Source organism: Pseudomonas moraviensis (assembly GCF_900105805.1).
In the GTDB taxonomy this organism is placed as follows: domain Bacteria; phylum Pseudomonadota; class Gammaproteobacteria; order Pseudomonadales; family Pseudomonadaceae; genus Aquipseudomonas; species Aquipseudomonas moraviensis_A.
In genome coordinates this window covers 4,872,259-4,893,778 of the sequence record NZ_LT629788.1, presented here as the reverse complement: position 1 = coordinate 4,893,778, position 21,520 = coordinate 4,872,259, and the positions used below count along the sequence as shown (strand labels likewise).

The following is a 21,520-nucleotide window of genomic DNA, read 5'->3' as shown; positions in this document are numbered from 1 at the left end:
CTGGCCTTGTTTCAATCAAGCGCTGTAGCTGATCGAGACCCAGTAACGGCTGAAATAGCGCACGTTGATTGGCAACGAAGCCTGAAGGTTGGCCAGCACCGCGTCGGTCGAATCGAGCCGGAAGGTCCCGGAGACGCGCAGATCCCTTGCCCGACGATCGCAATGCAATACACCGCTGCGATAGCGTCCCAACTCTTCGAGGACATCGCCCAAGCGGGCATCGAGGACGATCAACTGGCCGTTGATCCAGGCCACTTCTGCTGACTGGAAGGGATGAACAAGGCCGACATGCCGACTATCGAAATCCGCACCTTCGCCTGCTTTCAGCATGAGCGGAGCAATGGAGGACTGCGCAGGTTGAACGCTGACTCGATCTTCCAGCACCCCGACCCGTGTTGAGTTGGGCATTTGATGCACCGAGAAGCGGGTGCCCAACGCTTGGATCCGCCCGTCACGGGTCTGCACATAGAAGGGTCGCTGATCCCCGAGCTTGCCGGTTTGAACGAGAATTTCACCGCCGCGCAGTCGAATCAGGCGTTGCGCTGCGTCGAAAGAAACATCGATCGCAGAGTCGGTGTTGAGCTGGATCTGGCTGCCATCGGCCAGGCTGATGGTGCGACGCTGGCCCACCCCGGTTTTATAGTCGGCCCAGACGTTTCCGAGGGACGTGTGTCGTTCAACATTCCAGCCCACGAAGCCTGTACCCGCTACGAGCAGCAACAGCTTGAGTACCTGTCGCCTGTGTTGGCCGCTATTGAGCGCACGTCGCTTCAGATCCTGCGGCAGCGTTCCCAAGTGGCGCTGCAATTGTTCCATCTGGTTCCACGCCGCCAGATGCGCCGGATCGCTATCTATCCACAGCTGCCAGGCTTTTTGTTCGGCAAGGCTCGGAGGCTGGGATTGAAACTGCACATACCAGCTGGCAGCGGTTTCGAATACCTGGCGGTTGGCAGCGACGGCCATCAGTGCTGCGCCATGATCAGGGCGCATTCCGTGAGGGCGCGGATCATGTGTTTCTTGATTGTGGTCAGCGATACCTTCATCTGCAGAGCGATCTGTTGATAAGTCAGGCCGTCGACCTGCGAGAGGATGAATATCTGCCGTGTGCGCGTGCCCAGCCCGGCCAGGGCTTTATCCACAGCGAGCAGGGTTTCGATGATCAGCGCCTTGTCCTCTTCGCTGATAACCGCCGCTTCGGGCCGTGTGGCCAGTGTCTGCAAATACGCGGCTTCAATGGCGCACCTTCTATAGCGGTCGATGACCAGACCGCGTGCGATGGTCGCCAGATAATCCCTCGGCTCTCGAATATGCGCAGCATTGCGCGCCGCCAGAATGCGCAAAAAGGTGTCATGCGCGACATCGGCTGCATCGCAGGTGTTGTGTAGTTTGCCTTTGAGCCAGCCATACAGCCACGAATGGTGTTGCTCGTAGATTTGCTCGATCGCAGCGGTATGGGCGGGTAGGGGCATGGGAGAAACTGGCAAGTTAATGATAATGGCTATTATTAGCCTCTGTTACGTTCTCTCACAATAGCCTTTTGATGTCCTGTCGCAGGCTTTCCAGGCGTCACCGATCCTTCGGTGACGTTTTTTCTTTGCGCATGGAAACATCCATCCAGCGGTTTTTTGCAGATCAAGCCCTGTGAATAACTGGCGCTAAGGTCGGTTGATAACAAGGCCTGAAAACTGGCTATAATCCTCCCTGTGGATAAGCATACCTTTAATCCACAGGCTTACACCGGTTATCCAAGGGCCTCCTCGGCACCTGAGCACAGGGTTTTGAATCCCTGTACACATTGATAAATAAGGCGTGTAGCGATCTATCCACAGAAAGGTTGCTCAGTAAGAATAAACATAAAAACAAAGGTTTTATAAATTTCTCTCTTTTTTATTCTTTTAACCTCGAGTTCTCCACAGCTGGTTAAATTTTGTGCAGAGGGTTCTTTAGAAAGGGCGAAGTCCCTATACTTGCCGACCAGGTCCAGAAACCTGAGCTCAAATTTTTCCTGAATGACCTACTTAAGCAGGCACGAGGTGCGTGGTGGATTTCCCTTCCCGTTTTGAAGTGATCGTCATCGGCGGCGGTCATGCCGGTACCGAGGCAGCACTGGCGTCAGCACGCATGGGGGCAAAAACCCTGTTGCTGACGCATAACGTGGAAACCCTCGGTGCCATGAGTTGCAACCCGGCCATCGGTGGCATCGGCAAGAGCCATCTGGTCAAGGAAATCGATGCCCTCGGCGGCGCGATGGCTACGGCCACAGATTTGGGCGGCATCCAGTTCCGTGTGTTGAACAGTCGTAAAGGCCCGGCGGTACGGGCGACCCGTGCGCAAGCCGACCGGATTCTGTACAAGGCAGCTGTCCGTGAAATCCTGGAAAACCAGCCGAACCTGTGGATATTCCAACAAGCTGCTGATGACTTGATCGTCGAGCAGGAACAAGTCCGCGGTGTTGTCACGCAAATGGGTCTGCGTTTCTTCGCCGATTCCGTGGTGTTGACCACCGGTACGTTCCTCGGCGGACTTATCCACATTGGTTTGCAGAATTTTTCCGGCGGTCGCGCCGGTGATCCGCCGTCAATCGCGCTGGCTCATCGTTTGCGTGAACTGCCACTGCGTGTCGGTCGCCTGAAAACCGGCACACCGCCGCGTATCGATGGCAAGTCTGTGGATTTCTCGGTTATGACCGAGCAACCAGGTGATACACCGATTCCAGTGATGTCGTTCATGGGCAACAAGGAACAGCATCCACGGCAAGTCAGTTGCTGGATCACTCACACCAATGCCCGCACCCACGAAATCATCGCGGCGAACCTTGATCGTTCGCCGATGTATTCCGCTGCCGGTGAAATCGAAGGCGTCGGCCCGCGCTATTGCCCGTCGATCGAAGACAAGATCCACCGCTTTGCCGACAAGGAAAGCCATCAGGTGTTCATCGAACCGGAAGGTCTGACCACCCATGAGCTGTATCCGAACGGGATATCCACAAGCCTGCCTTTCGACGTGCAATTGCAGATCGTGCAATCGATCCGCGGCATGGAGAACGCGCACATCGTGCGTCCGGGTTATGCGATCGAGTACGACTACTTCGATCCGCGCGATCTGAAGTACAGCCTGGAAACCAAAGTCATCGGCGGTCTGTTCTTCGCCGGGCAGATCAACGGCACCACCGGTTACGAAGAAGCCGGCGCTCAAGGTCTGCTCGCCGGGGCCAACGCTGCGCTGCGCGCCAAGGGCAAAGAAGCCTGGTGCCCACGCCGCGATGAAGCGTACATCGGGGTATTGGTCGACGACCTGATCACCCTTGGTACCCAAGAGCCGTACCGCATGTTCACTTCTCGTGCCGAGTACCGCCTGATTCTGCGCGAGGACAATGCCGATCTGCGTCTGACCGAAAAAGGTCGCGAGCTCGGTCTGGTCGATGACGCGCGTTGGGCGGCCTTCTGCAAGAAGCGCGAAAGCATCGAACTGGAAGAACAGCGCCTGAAAAGCACTTGGGTTCGTCCGAATACCCCTCAGGGCGATGCGATTGCCGAGAAATTCGGCACGCCACTGACTCACGAATACAATTTGCTCAACCTGTTGAGCCGTCCGGAAATCGACTACGCCGGTCTGGTCGAAGTGACCGGGCAGGGCGCGGAAGATCCACAGGTCGCCGAGCAGGTGGAAATCAAGACCAAGTACGCCGGTTACATCGACCGTCAACAGGACGAAATCGCCCGTCTGCGCGCCAGTGAAGACACGAAATTGCCTGTGGATATCGATTACACCAACATCTCCGGCCTGTCCAAGGAGATCCAGAGCAAGCTCGGCGCCACGCGTCCGGAGACACTGGGCCAGGCGTCGCGGATTCCAGGGGTAACCCCGGCGGCGATCTCGCTGTTGATGATTCATTTGAAAAAACGCGGCGCGGGCCGTCAGTTGGAGCAAAGCGCTTGAGTGCCAAGGTCACTTCGCAACACGCCGAAGAGTTATCCACAGGAGCCCGCGAGCTCGGGGTCGATCTCACCCCAATCCAGCACGAACGGCTGCTGGGCTATCTGGCCCTGTTGATCAAATGGAACCAGGCCTACAACCTGACCGCCGTACGAGATCCGGACGAAATGGTTTCGCGCCACCTGCTCGACAGTCTCAGCGTGATGTCGTTTATCGAAAACGGTCGCTGGCTCGACGTCGGCAGCGGTGGCGGCATGCCTGGCATTCCGCTGGCCATCCTGTACCCGGACTCGCAGGTGACCTGTCTGGACAGCAACGGCAAGAAAACCCGCTTCCTGACTCAGGTCAAACTCGAACTGAAGCTGGATAACCTGCAAGTTATCCACAGTCGCGTCGAAGCTTTCCAGCCTGCACAGCCTTTCAACGGAATCATTTCCCGGGCATTCAGCAGCATGGAAAACTTCACCAACTGGACTCGCCACCTCGGCGATGCCGATACACGCTGGCTGGCAATGAAGGGCGTTCATCCCGCCGATGAGCTGGTAGCATTGCCGGCAGATTTCAAACTCGATAGCGAACACGCCCTGGCCGTCCCCGGTTGCCAAGGCCAACGCCATCTGCTGATACTGCGCCGCACGGCATGATTGGGAACACAAGCAAGAATGGCTAAGGTATTCGCGATAGCGAACCAGAAGGGTGGTGTGGGCAAGACCACCACCTGCATCAACCTCGCAGCATCCCTGGTCGCGACCAAGCGCCGGGTGCTGTTGATCGATCTCGATCCACAGGGCAACGCCACCATGGGTAGCGGTGTGGATAAACATGGCCTGGAAAACTCGGTTTACGATCTGCTGATCGGTGAATGCGATCTGGGCCAGGCCATGCACTTTTCCGAGCACGGCGGTTATCAGCTGCTGCCGGCCAACCGCGACCTGACTGCGGCTGAAGTGGTATTGCTGGAAATGCAGATGAAGGAAAGCCGTCTGCGCAGTGCGCTGGCGCCCATCCGCGATAACTACGATTACATCCTGATCGACTGCCCGCCGTCGCTGTCGATGCTCACGCTCAACGCTCTGGTCGCCGCTGACGGGGTGATTATCCCCATGCAGTGCGAATACTTTGCCCTCGAAGGCTTGAGCGACCTTGTGGATAACATCAAGCGCATCGCTGAGCTGCTCAATCCGAACCTGAAAGTCGAAGGCCTGCTGCGGACCATGTATGACCCGCGCCTGAGCCTGATGAACGATGTCTCGGCGCAACTCAAGGAACACTTCGGCGATCAGCTGTACGACACGGTGATCCCGCGCAACATTCGCCTGGCCGAAGCACCAAGCTACGGCATGCCGGCGCTGGCTTACGACAAGCAATCGCGTGGCGCCCTGGCCTATCTGGCTCTGGCGGGCGAGATGGTTCGCCGTCAGCGCAAAAATTCACGCATTGCTGCTGCTCAGCCAACTTAAGGAATCCCCATGGCCGTCAAGAAACGAGGTCTCGGACGTGGACTGGATGCACTGCTGAGTGGTCCGACGGTCAGCGCGCTGGAAGAACAGGCAGCGCAGGCTGACACCCGTGAACTGCAACATCTGCCGCTGGACCTGCTGCAGCGTGGCAAATATCAGCCGCGCCGCGACATGGACCCGCAGGCACTGGAAGAGCTGGCGCAATCGATCAAGGCTCAGGGCGTGATGCAGCCGATCGTGGTGCGCCCGATTGGCGGCGGTCGTTTTGAGATCATCGCCGGTGAACGCCGCTGGCGCGCCAGTCAGCAGGCCGGGCAGGAGACGATCCCGGCGATGGTCCGCGATGTGCCGGATGAAACCGCCATCGCGATTGCGCTGATTGAGAACATCCAGCGCGAAGACCTCAATCCGATCGAAGAAGCGGTGGCTTTGCAGCGTTTGCAGCAGGAATTTCAGCTGACCCAGCAGCAGGTCGCCGAGGCTGTGGGTAAGTCGCGGGTGACTGTGGCTAACCTGTTGCGACTTATTGCACTGCCCGAAGTCATCAAAACCATGCTCTCGCACGGTGACCTGGAAATGGGTCATGCGCGCGCCTTGCTCGGTCTGCCGGACAATCAGCAGGTTGAAGGGGCGCGACATGTTGTCGCACGAGGGCTGACCGTGCGCCAAACCGAGGCACTGGTTCGGCAGTGGTTGAGTGGCAAGCCGGAGCCTGTGGAAGCAACAAAACCCGATCCGGACATCGCTCGCCTCGAGCAGCGCCTGGCCGAGCGGCTGGGCTCTGCGGTGCAGATTCGCCACGGCAAGAAGGGCAAAGGCCAACTGGTGATTGGTTATAACTCTCTCGATGAGCTTCAAGGTGTGCTCGCACACATCCGCTGAAACATTTCCTCATGTAGCGCGCAGTCGGAAATCACTACCTGACAGTTGAATAGGGGCAGAACCGCCCCTATACTCTGCGCGCATTTTGTCGGCACAAATTATGCCAAGTTATTGAATTTTGGCAGCCGACCATTGGAGAGCAATTGTGATGGAAACCCGCACGCCAAACCGCTTGCCTTTCCATCGCCTGGCGGTTTTTCCGGTGTTGATGGCTCAATTTGTCATTTTGCTCATTGCCGCTTTGGCGCTCTGGCAATGGCATGGAGTCGTTGCCGGATACTCGGGACTCTGCGGAGGCCTGATAGCCTTGCTGCCCAATGTTTATTTTGCTCACAAGGCATTTCGGTTTTCCGGCGCCCGAGCAGCCCAGTCCATCGTCCGGTCTTTCTATGCCGGCGAGGCAGGCAAACTGATTTTGACGGCAGTGCTGTTTGCACTGGTGTTTGCAGGTGTGAAGCCACTGGCGCCGATCGCAGTATTCGGCGTGTTCGTGCTGACGCAGTCGGTCAGCTGGTTCGCTCCCCTGCTGATGAGAACAAGACTTTCGAGACCTTAGGGCGTTTGAGGCAACCATGGCAGAAACAACCGCTTCGGGCTATATCCAGCACCACTTGCAGAACCTGACTTTCGGTCAGCTACCCAACGGCGGCTGGGGCTTTGCCCACACCGCAGCAGAGGCCAAGGAAATGGGCTTCTGGGCTTTCCACGTCGATACCCTCGGCTGGTCGGTCGCGCTGGGTCTGATCTTCGTTCTTCTTTTCCGCATGGCGGCAAAGAAAGCGACGTCGGGTCAGCCGGGTGCCTTGCAGAACTTCGTTGAAGTATTGGTCGAATTCGTCGATGGCAGCGTGAAAGACAGCTTCCATGGCCGTAGCCCGGTGATTGCACCGCTGGCACTGACCATCTTCGTCTGGGTGTTCCTGATGAACGCCGTCGACCTGGTACCGGTCGACTGGATTCCTCAGTTGGCCATCCTGATCTCCGGCGACCACCACATCCCGTTCCGCGCCGTGTCGACTACCGACCCGAACGCGACCCTGGGCATGGCGTTCTCGGTGTTCGCACTGATCATTTTCTACAGCATCAAGGTCAAGGGCATCGGCGGCTTCATCGGCGAACTGACCCTGCACCCGTTCGGCAGCAAGAACATCTTTGTTCAGGCGCTGCTGATTCCGGTGAACTTCCTGCTGGAATTCGTCACCCTGATCGCCAAGCCGATCTCTCTGGCTCTGCGTCTGTTCGGCAACATGTATGCCGGCGAGCTGGTGTTCATTCTGATCGCTGTGATGTTCGGCAGCGGCCTGCTCTGGCTCAGCGGCCTGGGCGTTGTTCTGCAGTGGGCGTGGGCGGTGTTCCACATCCTGATCATCACCCTGCAGGCGTTCATCTTCATGATGCTGACCATCGTCTACCTGTCGATGGCGCACGAAGAAAACCATTAAGGCCAGTCTCGACTAGTCTGATGTTCCTCCCGGTCAAACGGGAGGGAGCTCCTTGCGGGGCAACTGAAACGATTTGTTTTACCGCTTTAATCTAAAAAACCTAAACCATACGACGTAAAAGTCGGGAGGAAAGATGGAAACTGTAGTTGGTCTAACCGCTATCGCTGTTGCACTGTTGATCGGCCTGGGCGCACTGGGTACCGCAATTGGTTTCGGCCTGTTGGGCGGCAAGTTCCTGGAAGGCGCAGCGCGTCAGCCAGAAATGGTTCCAATGCTGCAAGTCAAAATGTTCATCGTTGCCGGTCTGCTCGACGCCGTAACCATGATCGGTGTTGGTATCGCTCTGTTCTTCACCTTTGCGAACCCGTTCGTTGGTCAGATCGCTGGCTGATTACTCGGATCTTCCGGGTAATTTGGTGTGATGGACAACGTAACTGCGAGGTGTTGGCGTGAACATTAATGCGACCCTGATTGGCCAGTCCGTTGCGTTCCTGATTTTTGTACTGTTCTGCATGAAGTATGTATGGCCTCCGGTCATCGCTGCTCTGCACGAACGTCAAAAGAAGATCGCTGATGGTCTGGACGCTGCCAGCCGTGCAGCTCGCGACCTGGAGTTGGCCCAAGAGAAAGCGGGTCAGCAACTGCGCGAAGCGAAAGCTCAGGCAGCTGAAATCATCGAGCAAGCCAAGAAACGCGGTAACCAGATCGTCGAAGAGGCTGTTGAAAAAGCCCGTATCGACGCTGACCGTGTGAAGGTTCAGGCTCAAGCCGAGATCGAACAGGAACTGAACAGCGTCAAAGACAAGCTGCGTGCCCAAGTGGGCTTGCTGGCTGTTGGCGGCGCCGAGAAGATCCTGGGTGCCACAATCGATCAAAACGCGCACGCAGAGCTGGTTAACCAACTGGCTGCTGAAATCTAAGCGAGGGCGATCATGGCAGAACTGACCACGTTGGCCCGACCTTACGCTAAGGCGGCCTTCGAGCACGCTCAGGCCCACCAGCAACTGGCCAATTGGTCAGCCATGCTCGGCCTGGCAGCAGCGGTGTCGCAAGACGACACCCTGCAGCGCGTGCTCAAGGCCCCGCGACTGACGAGCGCAGAAAAGGCCGCCACGTTCATTGACGTGTGCGGCGACAAGTTTGATGAAAAGGCACGCAATTTCATCAACGTCGTTGCCGAGAACGACCGTCTCCTGCTTCTGCCGGAGATCGCCGCTCTGTTCGACCTGTACAAGGCCGAACAAGAGAAATCGGTAGACGTTGAAGTAACCAGTGCATTTGCATTGAACCAAGAACAGCAAGACAAACTCGCCAAGGTTCTCAGTGCACGACTCAACCGGGAAGTGCGCCTGCAAGTTGCGGAGGACGCTGCCTTGATTGGTGGTGTCGTGATCCGCGCCGGCGACCTGGTTATCGATGGCTCGATTCGCGGCAAAATCGCGAAACTTGCCGAAGCATTGAAATCTTGAGTTTGAAGGGGCAGCAGAGCAATGCAGCAACTCAATCCTTCCGAAATAAGTGAAATTATCAAGGGCCGCATCGACAAGCTCGATGTGACCTCCCAAGCCCGTAACGAAGGCACTGTCGTCAGCGTATCTGACGGCATCGTGCGGATTCACGGTCTGGCCGACGTCATGTACGGCGAGATGATCGAGTTTCCGGGCGGCGTCTACGGTATGGCCCTCAACTTGGAGCAGGACTCCGTAGGTGCCGTGGTATTGGGCTCCTACCAGTCGCTGGCTGAAGGCATGAGCGCCAAGTGCACCGGCCGCATCCTCGAAGTTCCTGTTGGTAAGGAATTGCTGGGCCGCGTAGTCGATGCTCTGGGTAACCCTGTTGACGGCAAAGGTCCACTGGGCAACACCGAGACCGACGCGGTCGAGAAAGTTGCTCCAGGCGTGATCTGGCGTAAGTCGGTAGACCAGCCTGTACAGACTGGCTACAAGGCAGTCGATGCCATGATCCCTGTCGGCCGTGGCCAGCGTGAGCTGATCATCGGTGACCGTCAGATCGGTAAGACCGCTCTGGCGATCGACGCGATCATCAACCAGAAAGACAGCGGCATTTTCTGCGTCTACGTAGCCATCGGTCAGAAGCAATCGACCATCGCCAACGTGGTTCGCAAGCTGGAAGAAAACGGCGCACTGGCCAACACGATCATCGTGGCTGCCAGTGCTTCGGAATCTCCTGCGCTGCAATTCCTGGCACCGTACTCCGGTTGCACCATGGGTGAATTCTTCCGCGACCGCGGTGAAGACGCGCTGATCGTTTATGACGATCTGTCCAAGCAAGCAGTGGCTTACCGCCAGATTTCCCTGCTGCTGCGCCGTCCACCAGGCCGTGAAGCTTACCCAGGCGACGTGTTCTATCTCCACTCCCGTCTGCTGGAGCGCGCATCCCGCGTTTCGGAAGAATACGTAGAGAAGTTCACCAACGGCGCAGTGACCGGCAAAACCGGTTCCCTGACCGCACTGCCGATCATCGAAACCCAGGCTGGCGACGTTTCCGCGTTCGTTCCGACCAACGTGATTTCCATCACCGACGGTCAGATCTTCCTGGAATCGGCCATGTTCAACTCGGGCATCCGCCCTGCAGTGAACGCCGGTGTTTCGGTATCCCGTGTGGGTGGTGCCGCTCAGACCAAGATCATCAAGAAGCTCTCCGGTGGTATCCGTACCGCTCTGGCTCAGTACCGTGAACTGGCGGCATTCGCCCAGTTCGCTTCTGACCTGGACGAAGCGACCCGCAAGCAACTTGAGCATGGTCAGCGCGTTACCGAGCTGATGAAGCAGAAGCAATACGCACCAATGTCGATCGCTGACATGGCGCTGTCGCTGTATGCCGCTGAGCGTGGGTTCCTGACTGACATTGAAATCGCCAAGGTCGGCAGCTTCGAACAAGCGCTGATCGCTTTCTTCAACCGCGATCACGCCGATTTGATGGCCAAGATCAACGTTAAAGGTGACTTCAATGACGAAATCGACGCTGGCATGAAAGCCGGTATCGAGAAGTTCAAGGCCACCCAAACCTGGTAAGCCGCAGCGGGAGCCGCGAGGCTCCCGCTTGCTAACCTGATAGGTGTTACATGGCAGGCGCAAAAGAGATTCGCAGTAAGATTGCGAGCATCAAAAGCACGCAAAAGATTACCAGCGCCATGGAAAAAGTGGCGGTCAGCAAAATGCGCAAGGCACAAATGCGCATGGCTGCTAGCCGTCCTTATGCGGAGCGTATCCGCCAGGTAATTGGGCATCTGGCCAACGCCAACCCGGAATACCGCCACCCGTTCATGATCGACCGCCAAATCAAGCGCGTCGGTTATGTCGTCGTGAGCAGTGACCGTGGTCTGTGCGGCGGCTTGAACACCAACCTGTTCAAGGCCCTGGTCAAGGACATGGCGGTAAACCGCGAAAACGGCGTCGAGATTGATCTGTGTGTAGTCGGTAGCAAGGGTGCGGCCTTTTTCCGCAACTTCGGCGGTAACGTCGTTGCAGCTATCAGCCACCTGGGTGAAGAGCCGTCGATCAATGATCTGATCGGCAGCGTCAAGGTGATGCTGGATGCCTACCTGGACGGCCGTATCGACCGCCTGTCCGTGGTGTCCAACAAGTTCATCAACACCATGACGCAACAGCCTACCGTGGAGCAGTTGATTCCACTGGTGGCGACCCCGGATCAGGATCTCAAGCACCACTGGGACTATCTCTACGAACCGGACGCCAAAGAGCTGCTTGACGGCTTGATGGTCCGTTACGTCGAGTCGCAGGTCTACCAGGCGGTGGTCGAGAACAACGCGGCTGAACAGGCTGCGCGGATGATCGCGATGAAGAACGCTACCGACAACGCCGGTGATTTGATCAGCGATTTGCAGCTGATCTACAACAAGGCGCGTCAGGCTGCGATCACCCAAGAGATCTCGGAAATCGTCGGCGGCGCTGCCGCGGTTTAACGGTTCAAATATTCAGAGGATCCAGCTATGAGTAGCGGACGTATCGTTCAAATCATCGGCGCCGTTATCGACGTGGAATTTCCACGCGACAGCGTACCGAGCATCTACAACGCGCTGAAAGTAGTGAGCGCGGCTGAAACCACTCTGGAAGTTCAGCAACAGCTGGGCGACGGCGTGGTTCGTACCATTGCGATGGGTTCCACCGAGGGCTTGAAGCGCGGTCTGGAAGTTACCGACTCTGGCGCAGCCATCTCCGTACCGGTCGGTAAAGCGACCCTGGGCCGGATCATGGACGTCCTCGGTAACCCGATCGACGAAGCAGGCCCGATCGACACCGAAGAGCGTTGGGGCATTCACCGTCCAGCGCCTTCGTTCGCTGAGCAAGCAGGCGGCAACGACCTGCTGGAAACCGGCATCAAGGTTATCGACCTGGTCTGCCCGTTTGCCAAAGGCGGTAAAGTCGGTCTGTTCGGTGGTGCCGGTGTAGGCAAAACCGTAAACATGATGGAACTGATCCGTAACATCGCCATCGAGCACAGCGGTTATTCCGTGTTCGCCGGTGTGGGTGAGCGTACTCGTGAGGGTAACGACTTCTACCACGAGATGAAGGACTCCAACGTTCTGGACAAAGTGGCACTGGTTTACGGTCAGATGAACGAGCCGCCGGGAAACCGTCTGCGCGTAGCACTGACCGGCCTGACCATGGCCGAGAAGTTCCGTGACGAAGGTAACGACGTTCTGCTGTTCGTCGACAACATCTATCGTTACACCCTGGCCGGTACTGAAGTATCCGCACTGCTGGGCCGTATGCCTTCGGCAGTAGGTTACCAGCCGACCCTGGCTGAAGAGATGGGCGTTCTGCAAGAACGTATCACTTCGACCAAGGAAGGTTCGATCACCTCGATCCAGGCGGTATACGTACCGGCGGACGACTTGACCGACCCGTCGCCAGCGACCACCTTCGCCCACTTGGACGCCACCGTCGTTCTGTCCCGTGACATCGCTTCCCTGGGTATCTACCCGGCGGTAGATCCACTGGATTCGACTTCGCGCCAGCTGGACCCGAACGTGATCGGCCAGGACCACTACGACACCGCTCGCGGCGTCCAGTATGTTCTGCAGCGTTACAAAGAGCTGAAAGACATCATCGCGATCCTGGGTATGGACGAGCTGTCGGAAGCCGACAAACAGTTGGTTAACCGTGCTCGTAAGATCCAGCGCTTCTTGTCGCAGCCGTTCTTCGTGGCTGAAGTCTTCACCGGTGCTTCGGGTAAATACGTTTCCCTGAAAGACACCATTGCTGGCTTCAAAGGCATCCTCAACGGTGACTACGACCACCTGCCAGAACAAGCGTTCTACATGGTTGGCGGCATCGAAGAAGCGATCGAGAAAGCCAAGAAACTGTAATCCCGGCGCCCGGCAACGGGCGCTAATTTAGGTTGAGGCAATCAGATGGCTATGACAGTCCATTGCGATATCGTCAGCGCGGAAGGGGAAATCTTTTCCGGCCTGGTCGAGATGGTGATTGCGCACGGTGCACTGGGTGATCTTGGTATCGCTCTGGGTCACGCGCCGCTGATCACTAATCTCAAGCCGGGTCCGATCCGCCTGATCAAGCAAGGCGGGGAAGCCGAGGTGTTCTACATCTCCGGTGGTTTCCTCGAGGTTCAGCCGAACATGGTCAAGGTACTTGCCGATACCGTGCAACGTGCCGCCGACCTGGATGAAGCTCAGGCTCAGGCAGCTCTCAAGGCTGCCGAGAATGCCCTGAACGAAAAAGGCGCGGACTTCGATTACGGCGCCGCTGCCACTCGTCTGGCCGAGGCTGCAGCCCAGCTGCGCACCGTCCAGCAGATCCGCAAGAAGTTTGGCGGTTAATCCGTCAGCCGCTTGTTGTGCGATTGATAAAAAAGGGTAGCCTCGGCTACCCTTTTTTCTTTTCCGAATTCCCCAAAAACCGGTCGCAGTCGCTGACCACCCAGGATTGGTAGCCAGTCATGTCTCTTGAAATCGTTATCCTCGCGGCCGGTCAAGGCACTCGCATGCGCTCGGCGCTGCCCAAGGTGCTGCACCCGATTGCCGGCAACTCCATGCTCGGTCACGTTATCCACAGCGCTCGGCAACTGGATCCCCAGCGCATTCATGTGGTGATCGGTCACGGTGCCGATGTGGTGCGCGAGCGCCTGGCGGCCGATGACTTGAATTTCGTGCTTCAGGACAAGCAACTGGGCACAGGCCACGCCACTGCTCAGGCCGTGCCGTTCATCGATGCCGACACCGTGCTGATCCTTTACGGTGACGTGCCACTGATCGAAGTCGAAACCCTGCAGCGTCTGCTCAAGCACGTCGTGCCGGGACAAATGGGCCTGCTCACCGTAGAGCTGGATGACCCGACCGGTTATGGCCGCATCGTGCGCGATGCCGACGGCAAGGTTGCGGCGATCGTCGAGCACAAAGACGCCAGCGAGGCGCAACGTGCGATCACTGAAGGCAACACCGGAATCCTCGCCGTGCCTGCCAATCGCCTGGCTGACTGGATGAGTCGCCTGTCGAACAACAATGCGCAGGGCGAGTATTACCTGACCGACGTGATCGAAATGGCGGTCAGCGATGGTCTGGTGGTTGCCACCGAACAACCGCATGATCCGATGGAAGTGCAGGGCGCCAATGATCGCAAGCAATTGGCCGAACTCGAGCGTCATTATCAGTTGCGCGCTGGCCGTCGCCTGATGGCTCAAGGCGTGACCTTGCGTGACCCGGCGCGTTTCGACGTGCGTGGTGAAGTCACCGTCGGCCGCGATGTGCTGATCGATATCAACGTAATCCTTGAAGGCAACGTGGTCATCGAAGACGACGTTGTGATCGGTCCGAACTGCGTGATCAAGGACAGCACCTTGCGCAAGGGTGTGGTGATCAAGGCCAACAGTCATATTGAAGGCGCGATTCTCGGCGAGGGCAGCGACGCCGGTCCATTCGCACGTCTGCGCCCAGGCACGGTGCTCGAAGCTCGCGCCCATGTGGGTAATTTCGTTGAGCTGAAAAATGCGCACATGGGCGAAGGCGCGAAGGCTGGCCACCTGACTTATCTGGGCGACGCTGAGATCGGCGCGCGCACCAACATTGGCGCCGGCACCATCACCTGCAACTACGATGGCGCCAATAAATGGAAGACAGTAATGGGCGCTGATGTATTCATCGGTTCGAACAACTCGCTGGTTGCGCCTGTGGATATCTCCAGCGGTGCAACCACTGCGGCCGGCTCGACCATCACGCAAAATGTGGATAACGCCCAACTGGCGGTGGGCCGTGCGCGTCAAAAGAATATCGACGGCTGGAAGCGTCCGGAAAAAATCAAAAAATCCTGAGTTATCCACAATCTCTGTGGGAGCGAGCCTGCTCGCGAATGCGGCTGATAAGCCACTTATTCAGTGGCTGATCCCCCTTTCGCGAGCAGGCTCGCTCCCACAGCAGCTTCTATCTTTCTGAATTTTTCTCCTCGCGTCTTGACGGCAACCTTTCGATAGAGTTTCATTGCTTCACGTTATCTTTCGAATCGAAACTTAAGCCGCCATGTCCAAGCGCAACACACCCCAGCGTCGCCACAACATTCTCGCCCTGCTCAACGAGCAGGGCGAAGTCAGTGTGGATGAACTGGCCAAGCGCTTCGAAACTTCCGAAGTTACGATTCGCAAGGATCTCGCCGCGCTGGAAACCCACGGCCTGTTGCTGCGTCGTTATGGCGGAGCGATCAGCATGCCGCAGGAACTTGTCGCGGAAACTGCGCAGACTATCTCCAGTTACAAGCAGGCGATTGCCCGCGCAGCGGTCCAACGCATTCGCGAACACGCACGCATCATCATCGACAGCGGCAGCACCACCGCCGCAATGATTCCCGAACTGGGCCAGCAACCGGGGCTGGTGGTGATGACCAACTCCCTGCACGTCGCCAACGCCCTGAGTGAACTCGAACACGAGCCAGTGCTGCTGATGACCGGCGGCACCTGGGATCCGCATTCGGAATCCTTCCAGGGTCAGGTCGCCGAGCAGGTACTACGCTCTTACGACTTTGATCAACTGTTCATCGGCGCCGACGGCATCGATCTGGTTCGCGGCACCACGACCTTCAATGAATTGCTCGGTCTCAGCCGAGTGATGGCTGACGTTGCACGCGAAGTCATCGTGATGGTCGAGGCGGACAAGATCGGCCGCAAGATTCCCAATCTGGAGCTGCCGTGGAGCAGCATCCATACCCTCATCACCGATGATCGCCTGCCTCAAGAGGCGCGCGATCAGCTTCAGGCCCGCGGGATCACCTTGATCTGTGCGGCTGTCAGTCAGGAGAAATAACCATGTGTGGCATTGTCGGCGCTGTAGCTGAACGTAATATCACCGCCATCCTCCTCGAAGGCCTGAAGCGCCTCGAATACCGCGGCTATGACAGCGCCGGTGTGGCGGTTTATACCAACGATGAAACCCTGGAACGCATGCGCCGTCCGGGCAAGGTCAGTGAACTGGAAACGGCGCTGGCCGAACACCCGCTGGCCGGCCGTCTCGGTATTGCCCACACCCGTTGGGCCACCCATGGCGCGCCGTGTGAACGTAATGCCCATCCACATTTTTCCGGGGACATTGCGGTGGTGCACAACGGCATCATCGAGAACCACGAAGCCCTGCGCGAACAACTCAAAGCACTGGGTTATGCGTTCAGCTCGGACACCGACACTGAAGTTATCGCCCACCTGTTGACGCACAAGCTCAAGGAACAACCGGACCTGGCGGCCGCACTCAAGGCTACGGTCAAGGAACTGCATGGCGCTTACGGGCTGGCGGTGATCAATGCGCAGCAGCCGGATCGTCTGGTCGCCGCGCGCAGTGGCAGCCCACTGGTGATCGGTCTGGGCCTGGGCGAAAACTTCCTCGCTTCCGACCAGTTGGCCCTGCGGCAGGTCACTGACCGTTTCATGTATCTGGAGGAAGGCGATATCGCTGAAATCCGTCGCGACAGCGTGCAGATCTGGGACGTGAACGGCAACGCTGTCGAGCGCCAGACCGTGCAGTACACCGATGGTGCCGAAGCCGCCGACAAGGGTGAGTTCCGCCATTACATGCTCAAGGAAATCCACGAGCAGCCGGCCGTGGTCCAGCGCACCCTCGAAGGTCGCCTGGGCAACAATCAAGTGCTGGTTGAGGCCTTCGGTCCTCAAGCCGCCGAACTGTTCGCCAAAGTGCGCAACGTGCAGATCGTCGCCTGCGGCACCAGCTATCACGCCGGCATGGTCGCGCGTTACTGGCTCGAAGAGCTGGCGGGTATTCCGTGCCAGGTCGAAGTCGCCAGCGAGTTCCGTTATCGCAAAGTCGTAGTGCAGCCAGACACGTTGTTCGTCACCATCTCGCAATCCGGCGAAACCGCTGACACCCTCGCGGCCTTGCGCAATGCCAAAGAGCTGGGTTTCCTCGCCAGCCTGGCGATCTGCAACGTTGGCATCAGCTCGCTGGTGCGTGAATCCGATCTCACCTTGCTGACCCAGGCCGGTCGCGAAATCGGCGTGGCCTCGACCAAAGCCTTCACCACGCAATTGGTCGGTCTGTTGCTGCTGACGTTGTCGCTGGGTCAGGTCCGCGGGACTTTGGCTGATGGCGTCGAGGCGACGCTGGTCGAAGAGCTGCGTCGTCTGCCAACTCGCCTGGGCGAAGCGCTGGCGATGGACAGCACCGTGGAAAAAATCGCCGAGCTGTTCGCCGAGAAAAACCACACCCTGTTCCTCGGCCGAGGTGCGCAATTCCCGGTGGCGATGGAGGGTGCCTTGAAGCTCAAGGAAATCTCCTACATCCACGCCGAAGCCTACCCGGCCGGAGAATTGAAACACGGCCCGCTGGCGCTGGTGGATAACGACATGCCGGTGGTCACCGTGGCGCCAAACAACGAACTGCTGGAAAAGCTCAAATCCAACCTGCAGGAAGTCCGCGCCCGCGGCGGCGAGCTGATCGTGTTCGCCGACGTAAAAGCTGGCATGACCGACGGCGAAGGCACTCACGTGGTACAAATGCCGCACATCCACGACATCCTCTCGCCGATCCTCTACACGATCCCGCTGCAACTGCTGTCGTACTACGTGGCTGTGCTCAAGGGCACTGACGTCGACCAGCCGCGTAACCTGGCGAAATCGGTGACTGTGGAATAAGTTATCCACCGTTGATCTACGCTCTCACAATCGCAGCCTCGGCTGCGATTGTCGTATCCGCCGCCGAGGAATCCCATGGACCGCTTTCAGGAAATGCAGATCTTCGTTGTCGTCGCCCAAGAGCAAGGCTTTTCGGCGGCGTCGCGGCGTCTGGGGCTGTCGGCGGCGAGTGTCACCCGCGCAGTAGCGGCGCTTGAGCAGCACATCGGTACGCAGTTGCTGGTGCGCACCACGCGCACGGTGCATCTGACCGAAGCCGGGCAGCGTTACTGCGATGACTGCCGACGGATTCTCGCCGAAGTCCAGGAGGCCGAGGATTCGGCGGCAGGCAGTCATGCGTTGCCGCGGGGGCAGTTGACGATCACTGCGCCGGTGCTGTTCGGCGATCTGTTCGTAACCCCGGTGATGGCCGATTACCTGTGTCGTTATCCGGATGTGTCGATCAACGCGCTGTTGCTCGACCGGGTCGTCAATATGGTCGAGGAGGGCATCGATGTCGCGGTGCGCATCGGCGAACTGCCGGACAGCAATCAGCATGCGATCCGCGTCGGCGAAGTGCGGCGAGTGATCTGCGCCTCGCCGGATTTTCTCGCCAGGCATGGCCGACCGGATCATCCGCAGGCGTTGGCCGGACTGCCGGTGGTGGCGACGTCGGCGATCGGTCAGCAACGCAATTGGCCGTTTCTCGACGCGGGTGAAGCACTCAGCGTGCGCACCGAACCGCGTCTCACCGTGACTGCCAATCAGTCCGCGATAACCGCTGCACGCAAAGGCCTGGGACTGACGCGAGTGCTGTCGTATCAAGTGGCGGACAAGGTTGCGGCAGGCGAACTGGAAATCGTCCTCGCCGAATTTGAATTGCCGCCGTTGCCGATTCATGTGGTGTATCAGGGGGGGCGCAAGGCGCCGGCGCGGATCCGCAGCTTTGTCGACTTCGCCGTGAAGGCGTTGCGCGAGCATCCGGCCTTGAACACGGCGGCGTTATTGCAGCCACTGAAATAATCGATTGCATTGGCTGGTGATTCTTTAGTTTTGCCGATCCGTAGATGATGACTCCATCGGCGCGCTCATTCCGTAGCGTCGTCACTTTCCAGCGGAGTCGACCATGCAACCGATCAAACTCTACAACTTCCCCCGTTCCGGCCACGCCCATCGCGTCGAGTTGATGCTGTCCCTGCTGCAGCTACCGACCGAGCTGATCTTCGTCGACCTGGCCAAGGGTGAGCACAAGCAGCCGCAGTATCTGGCGATCAACAGTTTCGGCCAGGTGCCGGCGATTGATGACAACGGTGTGGTGCTGGCCGATTCCAATGCGATTCTGGTGTATCTGGCGCAGAAGTATGGCAACGGTCGCTGGCTGCGCACCGATCCGGTGGGCGCAGCACATGTGCAGCGCTGGCTGTCGGCAGCGGCGGGGCCGATTGCCTTTGGCCCGGCGGCGGCACGCTTGATTACGGTGTTCGGTGCGCAACTGAATGCCGAAGAAGTCATCGGCCGCGCGCACAACCTGCTCAAGGTCATGGAGCTGGAGTTGGGCAAGACCGCCTATCTGGCAGGCGATGAGCCAACCATCGCTGATGTGTCTGCCTACAGCTACATCGCGCATGCGCCGGAGGGCAATGTCTCGCTGGAGGAATACGCCAATGTCCGGGCCTGGCTGGCACGCATCGAGGCCCTGCCCGGTTTTGTGGCGATGCCGCCTACCGCGGCCGGGCTACTGAAAACTGCCTGACGCGCGCATTCGTGAATACTCAGGGGGCGTCGGCAACGCTTCACCCGGTGCACTGATGCCCTCAAGCGTAACGGCCGGTTGCGCCGCCTCTCCTAGCAGGACATGCCGCGCGCTGCGCTCGACCAACTGTTGGCTGGCTTGGCGCCAGTCAATCCAGCGCCAGTCGCGTACATCCTTGCCGGCGGGGAACTGACCACTGGCCTCGAAGGCCGTGATCAGTTCGGTCAGGCTCTGCGGCTCCTGCAGATCGAAATAGGCCATGTACTTGCCGCCGATTTCGCGAAACACCGGGATGTCACTGCCCATTGCCGGCAAACCGCGCTGCATGGCTTCCACCAGCGGCAGGCCAAAGCCTTCGACGAATGATGGGAAAACCAGCGAACTGGCGTGGGCGTAAGCATGCTCCAGACTGGTGTCGCTGAGGTTGTTGAACATGAACAGGCGCCGGTTCAATTCCGGATGGTGGCGTATCCGTGAGAGCAGCTCGTCGCACTTCCAGCCGATATGTCCAGCGATACACAACCTGGCGCTGGAACCACCTGCCCAGGCACGCTCGAAAGCATCCAGCAGATAAGCATGGTTCTTGCGCGGCTCGATCGTGCTGACCATCAGGAAAACCGGGCCGGGTGCCTCGAACATCTGGCGCAACGCCGGTTCCACGGCCGCGGTCGAGCTGTGCAAGTCCAGCTCGGAACCCAAGTGAAAGTAGTCGAACCAGCGTTTTCCCGCCTGCAGGGGCCCAAGCCGTCGCTGCAGCTCATTGCGCACCTCGTCGCGCACGGTGGCGGAAATGGCCATGTAGCCGTCGGCAGTGCGGCAAATCCAGTCAAACCATTCCCCGAACACCTGCGCCGGTCGGGTTTCGTAAAAGTGTGGATGCGTCATGGGAATCAGGTCATAGATCACCGCAATGATCCCGACGCCATCACGCTTGAGTCGCTCGACATGAGGAAAGAAATCCGAATGCCACGAGGAGTCGAGCAGTATCAATTGATCATCGGCCTGATGCTGCAAGGGCGAGCAGCGCTTGAGCAACTGCAAGTGCCTCAGGCGTTTGAACAGCCTCAACGGGATCCCGAATGCGGTGAACGAGGTCAGGCGGTAGGCAACATATACAGCGCGGCGAGCCAGCTTCGACTCACATTGGGCCTCGCGCCGCTGGTGCCATTGCCCAAAACGATGGGCAAGGCGTTCCAGGCGGTCAGCGAATGTCGCGAAGGCGTTGAAAACCGGCGTGTTCAGAGGGGCCAGGCGCAAGACCCGGTAGAGTTGGCCGTTGACGAAAACCACCGGCATGCATTCGACATCAGCAGCACCGGACGGCAATTTATTGATGACATTGCGCACCACCCGCTGAATCCCCGAGTTGAGTTTCGGGTGGTTGAAAACGTGGGTGCACTCCACCAACAGTCGAGTCATAGCGCGCGCTCCGTGTTCGCCGATCCGGCGGGCAACAGGGGTGTCCGCAGAGGGTATTGCGCGAAACTGGCGAGACCTGTGGCGACCAGGCAATTTTTCAAAACCGCGACCCCTTGGGCTTATGTTTCGCTATTTCCTACAGCTGGTGTAGGAGGGTCTGTCAGACCGAGACGAAAGCTCGGTAGGACAACAGGCGAAACAGTTGTTGTATTTGTTCTGCGATCAATCTGTGCCAATTACACGACAATTTCAACAGGGCAAACCGTGACCGGTCAGTTCTGGACAGCGTAGACCGAATTATTCACGCCCGATGGTTCCCGAACCCTCAATGGATGTGTTTAGAATGCCCCTCGTCGCGATATTCCGAAGTTGAACACGGGGGTTGCGACGCAGAGTGAAACTGACCACTAAAACAAGAACTAAGACGTGTCTGATGAAGGACGCCGTGTCGGGATTCCCGGCCCGATCCATCTCTGGCCGTCACAGCATGAAGTTGCCGGAATGGCAGCTTTATCGTGGGA

At 58.3% G+C, this 21,520-nt stretch carries 21 protein-coding genes; 18 read left to right on the top strand and 3 right to left on the bottom strand.

Features of this window, described 5'->3' with window-relative positions:
• Window positions 1-15: 15 nt before the first annotated feature.
• A complete protein-coding gene (locus BLU71_RS22005; RefSeq protein WP_083353884.1) occupies window positions 16-963 on the bottom strand; it encodes a FecR domain-containing protein in 948 nt (315 codons plus the stop codon).
• Window positions 963-1,469: a sigma-70 family RNA polymerase sigma factor gene (locus BLU71_RS22000; protein ID WP_064365201.1), complete on the bottom strand. Its 507-nt coding sequence runs from the start codon at window positions 1,467-1,469 to the stop codon at window positions 963-965. Before BLU71_RS22000 ends, BLU71_RS22005 begins: the two co-directional genes overlap by 1 nt.
• A gap of 571 nt (window positions 1,470-2,040) precedes the next feature.
• Between BLU71_RS22000 and mnmG the strand changes: the two genes are divergently transcribed.
• The 18 genes from mnmG to BLU71_RS21910 all read left to right on the top strand — a co-directional run bounded on the left by mnmG (window position 2,041) and on the right by BLU71_RS21910 (window position 19,580).
• Window positions 2,041-3,939 (top strand): tRNA uridine-5-carboxymethylaminomethyl(34) synthesis enzyme MnmG, encoded by a 1,899-nt coding sequence (gene mnmG / locus BLU71_RS21995; RefSeq protein ID WP_064365200.1) that lies wholly within the window; start codon window positions 2,041-2,043, stop codon window positions 3,937-3,939.
• Complete coding sequence (gene rsmG / locus BLU71_RS21990; protein WP_064365199.1) at window positions 3,936-4,580, top strand: 16S rRNA (guanine(527)-N(7))-methyltransferase RsmG; 645 nt, start codon at window positions 3,936-3,938, stop codon at window positions 4,578-4,580. The genes mnmG and rsmG overlap by 4 nt, the downstream gene beginning before the upstream one ends.
• An 18-nt stretch (window positions 4,581-4,598) precedes the next feature.
• The gene (locus tag BLU71_RS21985) at window positions 4,599-5,396 is read left to right on the top strand and encodes a ParA family protein (protein WP_016772400.1); all 798 of its coding nucleotides are present in this window, start codon (window positions 4,599-4,601) and stop codon (window positions 5,394-5,396) included.
• A 9-nt stretch (window positions 5,397-5,405) separates the two neighbouring features.
• On the top strand, window positions 5,406-6,278 hold the full coding sequence (locus tag BLU71_RS21980; RefSeq protein ID WP_042607989.1) for a ParB/RepB/Spo0J family partition protein: 873 nt from the start codon (window positions 5,406-5,408) through the stop codon (window positions 6,276-6,278).
• Window positions 6,279-6,426: 148 nt separating this feature from the next.
• Window positions 6,427-6,834 (top strand): F0F1 ATP synthase subunit I, encoded by a 408-nt coding sequence (locus BLU71_RS21975; RefSeq protein WP_042607990.1) that lies wholly within the window; start codon window positions 6,427-6,429, stop codon window positions 6,832-6,834.
• 16 nt (window positions 6,835-6,850) lie between these two features.
• Window positions 6,851-7,720, top strand: a complete 870-nt coding sequence (gene atpB, locus BLU71_RS21970; protein ID WP_042607991.1) for a F0F1 ATP synthase subunit A — start codon at window positions 6,851-6,853, stop codon at window positions 7,718-7,720.
• A gap of 133 nt (window positions 7,721-7,853) precedes the next feature.
• On the top strand, window positions 7,854-8,111 hold the full coding sequence (atpE, locus tag BLU71_RS21965; protein WP_003097235.1) for a F0F1 ATP synthase subunit C: 258 nt from the start codon (window positions 7,854-7,856) through the stop codon (window positions 8,109-8,111).
• 58 nt (window positions 8,112-8,169) lie between these two features.
• Window positions 8,170-8,640, top strand: a complete 471-nt coding sequence (locus tag BLU71_RS21960; protein ID WP_016772403.1) for a F0F1 ATP synthase subunit B — start codon at window positions 8,170-8,172, stop codon at window positions 8,638-8,640.
• 12 nt (window positions 8,641-8,652) lie between these two features.
• Window positions 8,653-9,189 (top strand): F0F1 ATP synthase subunit delta, encoded by a 537-nt coding sequence (locus BLU71_RS21955; protein ID WP_016772404.1) that lies wholly within the window; start codon window positions 8,653-8,655, stop codon window positions 9,187-9,189.
• A 21-nt stretch (window positions 9,190-9,210) separates the two neighbouring features.
• On the top strand, window positions 9,211-10,755 hold the full coding sequence (atpA, locus tag BLU71_RS21950) for a F0F1 ATP synthase subunit alpha (protein WP_016772405.1): 1,545 nt from the start codon (window positions 9,211-9,213) through the stop codon (window positions 10,753-10,755).
• 50 nt (window positions 10,756-10,805) lie between these two features.
• A complete protein-coding gene (gene atpG, locus BLU71_RS21945; protein ID WP_065616423.1) occupies window positions 10,806-11,666 on the top strand; it encodes a F0F1 ATP synthase subunit gamma in 861 nt (286 codons plus the stop codon).
• A 27-nt stretch (window positions 11,667-11,693) separates the two neighbouring features.
• Window positions 11,694-13,073: a F0F1 ATP synthase subunit beta gene (atpD, locus tag BLU71_RS21940; protein WP_007911961.1), complete on the top strand. Its 1,380-nt coding sequence runs from the start codon at window positions 11,694-11,696 to the stop codon at window positions 13,071-13,073.
• Between the two features lie 45 nt (window positions 13,074-13,118).
• The gene (locus BLU71_RS21935) at window positions 13,119-13,544 is read left to right on the top strand and encodes a F0F1 ATP synthase subunit epsilon (protein ID WP_016772407.1); all 426 of its coding nucleotides are present in this window, start codon (window positions 13,119-13,121) and stop codon (window positions 13,542-13,544) included.
• Window positions 13,545-13,663: 119 nt separating this feature from the next.
• The gene (glmU, locus tag BLU71_RS21930; protein ID WP_064365197.1) at window positions 13,664-15,031 is read left to right on the top strand and encodes a bifunctional UDP-N-acetylglucosamine diphosphorylase/glucosamine-1-phosphate N-acetyltransferase GlmU; all 1,368 of its coding nucleotides are present in this window, start codon (window positions 13,664-13,666) and stop codon (window positions 15,029-15,031) included.
• A gap of 205 nt (window positions 15,032-15,236) precedes the next feature.
• Complete coding sequence (locus tag BLU71_RS21925; RefSeq protein ID WP_083353883.1) at window positions 15,237-16,013, top strand: DeoR/GlpR family DNA-binding transcription regulator; 777 nt, start codon at window positions 15,237-15,239, stop codon at window positions 16,011-16,013.
• A gap of 2 nt (window positions 16,014-16,015) precedes the next feature.
• Window positions 16,016-17,848 carry a glutamine--fructose-6-phosphate transaminase (isomerizing) gene (gene glmS, locus BLU71_RS21920; protein WP_064365195.1) on the top strand — a complete coding sequence of 611 codons (1,833 nt, stop codon included), beginning with the start codon at window positions 16,016-16,018 and terminating at the stop codon, window positions 17,846-17,848.
• 75 nt (window positions 17,849-17,923) lie between these two features.
• The gene (locus BLU71_RS21915; RefSeq protein ID WP_042608016.1) at window positions 17,924-18,850 is read left to right on the top strand and encodes a LysR family transcriptional regulator; all 927 of its coding nucleotides are present in this window, start codon (window positions 17,924-17,926) and stop codon (window positions 18,848-18,850) included.
• A 103-nt stretch (window positions 18,851-18,953) separates the two neighbouring features.
• Entirely contained in the window at window positions 18,954-19,580 is a 627-nt protein-coding gene (locus BLU71_RS21910; protein WP_083353882.1) for a glutathione S-transferase family protein, read from the top strand.
• On the opposite strand, the gene BLU71_RS21905 is transcribed toward BLU71_RS21910, so the two are convergent.
• Window positions 19,563-20,999 carry a glycosyltransferase family 4 protein gene (locus BLU71_RS21905; RefSeq protein WP_083353881.1) on the bottom strand — a complete coding sequence of 479 codons (1,437 nt, stop codon included), beginning with the start codon at window positions 20,997-20,999 and terminating at the stop codon, window positions 19,563-19,565. The two genes, BLU71_RS21910 and BLU71_RS21905, sit on opposite strands and share 18 nt — an antisense overlap.
• Between the last annotated feature and the right edge of the window lie 521 nt (window positions 21,000-21,520).

Coding starts and splice junctions, on each gene's coding strand:
- atpG (WP_065616423.1), top strand. CDS start 10,806: ATGGCAGGCGCAAAAGAGATTCGCAGTAAGATTGCGAGCATCAAAAGC.
- BLU71_RS21955 (WP_016772404.1), top strand. CDS start 8,653: ATGGCAGAACTGACCACGTTGGCCCGACCTTACGCTAAGGCGGCCTTC.
- glmS (WP_064365195.1), top strand. CDS start 16,016: ATGTGTGGCATTGTCGGCGCTGTAGCTGAACGTAATATCACCGCCATC.
- BLU71_RS21935 (WP_016772407.1), top strand. CDS start 13,119: ATGGCTATGACAGTCCATTGCGATATCGTCAGCGCGGAAGGGGAAATC.
- atpD (WP_007911961.1), top strand. CDS start 11,694: ATGAGTAGCGGACGTATCGTTCAAATCATCGGCGCCGTTATCGACGTG.
- BLU71_RS21910 (WP_083353882.1), top strand. CDS start 18,954: ATGCAACCGATCAAACTCTACAACTTCCCCCGTTCCGGCCACGCCCAT.
- atpB (WP_042607991.1), top strand. CDS start 6,851: ATGGCAGAAACAACCGCTTCGGGCTATATCCAGCACCACTTGCAGAAC.
- BLU71_RS21980 (WP_042607989.1), top strand. CDS start 5,406: ATGGCCGTCAAGAAACGAGGTCTCGGACGTGGACTGGATGCACTGCTG.
- BLU71_RS21975 (WP_042607990.1), top strand. CDS start 6,427: ATGGAAACCCGCACGCCAAACCGCTTGCCTTTCCATCGCCTGGCGGTT.
- BLU71_RS22000 (WP_064365201.1), bottom strand. CDS start 1,469: ATGCCCCTACCCGCCCATACCGCTGCGATCGAGCAAATCTACGAGCAA.
- BLU71_RS22005 (WP_083353884.1), bottom strand. CDS start 963: ATGGCCGTCGCTGCCAACCGCCAGGTATTCGAAACCGCTGCCAGCTGG.
- BLU71_RS21905 (WP_083353881.1), bottom strand. CDS start 20,999: ATGACTCGACTGTTGGTGGAGTGCACCCACGTTTTCAACCACCCGAAA.
- BLU71_RS21925 (WP_083353883.1), top strand. CDS start 15,237: ATGTCCAAGCGCAACACACCCCAGCGTCGCCACAACATTCTCGCCCTG.
- atpE (WP_003097235.1), top strand. CDS start 7,854: ATGGAAACTGTAGTTGGTCTAACCGCTATCGCTGTTGCACTGTTGATC.
- BLU71_RS21915 (WP_042608016.1), top strand. CDS start 17,924: ATGGACCGCTTTCAGGAAATGCAGATCTTCGTTGTCGTCGCCCAAGAG.
- BLU71_RS21985 (WP_016772400.1), top strand. CDS start 4,599: ATGGCTAAGGTATTCGCGATAGCGAACCAGAAGGGTGGTGTGGGCAAG.
- glmU (WP_064365197.1), top strand. CDS start 13,664: ATGTCTCTTGAAATCGTTATCCTCGCGGCCGGTCAAGGCACTCGCATG.
- atpA (WP_016772405.1), top strand. CDS start 9,211: ATGCAGCAACTCAATCCTTCCGAAATAAGTGAAATTATCAAGGGCCGC.